Origin of the sequence: Rhodococcus chondri (assembly GCF_036327435.1) — a bacterium.
Lineage (GTDB): Bacteria > Actinomycetota > Actinomycetes > Mycobacteriales > Mycobacteriaceae > Rhodococcus > Rhodococcus chondri.
The window spans coordinates 1-1,695 of sequence record NZ_JAUZMZ010000348.1 but is presented as its reverse complement, the minus strand read 5'-3'; the positions used below and the strand labels follow the sequence as shown (position 1 = coordinate 1,695).

The following is a 1,695-nucleotide window of genomic DNA, read 5'->3' as shown; positions in this document are numbered from 1 at the left end:
CGTATGGCGGTGGATCTGCCAGATCGCAGTTGCGCCGTACTCATACGACTGGATCGACAACCTGGGCCGACACAGCCCGACGGAACTGACCCCGGGGGCCGACACCGTACATGTCGGTCAGCGCATCCAGATCTTCGACGTGGTGTCCGTGGTGCCCGGTGTGCAGTGGACCGGCCGCACCCGAGGGGGCCCGCGTCGCCTCTTCGGCGACGTGTGCCTCACCTACGCTGCCGAGCCCCATCCGGCCGGATCTCGACTGGTCTGCCGCATCGCGTACCCGGAACCCCGCGGGCTCGGTCTCAGATCCCGCGCACTCGAGTGGGGTGACCTCGTGATGATGCGCAAGCAACTCCTCAATCTCAGGGCGTTGGCCGAGCGGGACGCACAGCGGACGCGCAACTCTCCTCGTATAGGTTGACGAAAACCGACAGACGAGGCGGAGGCGACGTGGCCGGCAGCAGGATTTCGGCACAGGAGTTCATCGACGGAGTACTCGATGCGGGCAGCTTCACGTCGTGGGACGTACCGCCGGTCGAGGTCCACGCCGACGAGTCGTACCGCGCCGACCTCGACCGCGCGGCGCAGAAGTCCGGTGTCGACGAAGCGGTCCTCACCGGCGTCGGCACCGTGCACGGGCGCCGTGTCGCACTGATCGCCTGCGAGTTCGCCTTTCTGGCCGGGTCGATCGGAGTGGCCGCCGCCGAACGTATCGTCACCGCCGTCGAACGTGCCACCGCCGAAGGTCTGCCGCTGCTCGCCTCACCCACCTCCGGTGGCACGCGTATGCAGGAGGGAACGCTCGCATTCGTGCAGATGGTGAAGATTGCCGCCGCCGTGGCCGCGCACAAGGCCGCACATCTCGGGTATGCGGTGTATCTCCGGAATCCGACGACCGGTGGAGTGTTCGCCTCGTGGGGTTCTCTCGGGCACGTCACCGCTGCCGAGCCGGGCGCACTCGTCGGTTTCCTCGGCCCCCGCGTCTACCAGGCGCTCTACCAGGAGGATTTCCCCGAGGGCGTGCAGACCGCCGAGAACCTCTACCGACGTGGCGTGATCGACGGTGTCGTGCCACTCGACGGGGTGCGCCAGGTCGTGCACCGGTTGCTGCGGGTCCTCGTCGAACCCGATCGGCCCGACACGAGCGCCACACGGGCCGTCACATCGGTCGACGATGTCCCGGACGTGCCGGCCTGGCAGTCGGTGATGCTCACCCGCCGGCCCGAGCGCCCCGGCATCCGTCACCTGCTGCGGCATGCCGCGTCGGCGCAGGTCCTCCTGTCCGGTACCGGCGAAGGCGAATCCGACCGTACTGTGCGGCTCTCGCTCGCTCGGTTCCGCGGCGTATCCTGCGTGCTGTTCGGGCAGGATCGAAGCGGCCAGTCCGCCGCCGTGGCCATGGGTCCCGGCGCTCTGCGTGCGGCACGCCGCGCGATGCATCTCGCCGAAGAACTCCGGTTACCACTCGTGCTCGTGATCGACACGCTCGGCGCGTCGCTGTCGAGAGAAGCCGAAGAACGCGGGCTTGCACCCGAGATCGCCCGGTGTCTCGCAGATCTCGTGACACTGCGGACACCCACCGTCTCGGTGCTTCTCGGGCAGGGCACGGGCGGTGGCGCACTGGCGCTGCTTCCCGCCGACCGGGTGTTGTGCGCGCAGCACGGCTGGCTTGCCCCGCTGCCGCCGGAGGGGGCGAGC

The 1,695-nt window shown here is 68.9% G+C and carries 1 protein-coding gene and 1 pseudogene; both read left to right on the top strand.

Translation table 11 applies throughout. The annotated features are described in order from the left end of the window. Positions 1-418: pseudogene (locus Q8814_RS26010) on the top strand (hypothetical protein); the annotation flags it as partial. Positions 419-447: 29 nt separating this feature from the next. Beyond that, positions 448-1,695, top strand: a 1,248-nt coding sequence (locus Q8814_RS26005; RefSeq protein WP_330154809.1) for a carboxyl transferase domain-containing protein, incomplete at its 3' end; no start/stop codon positions are given.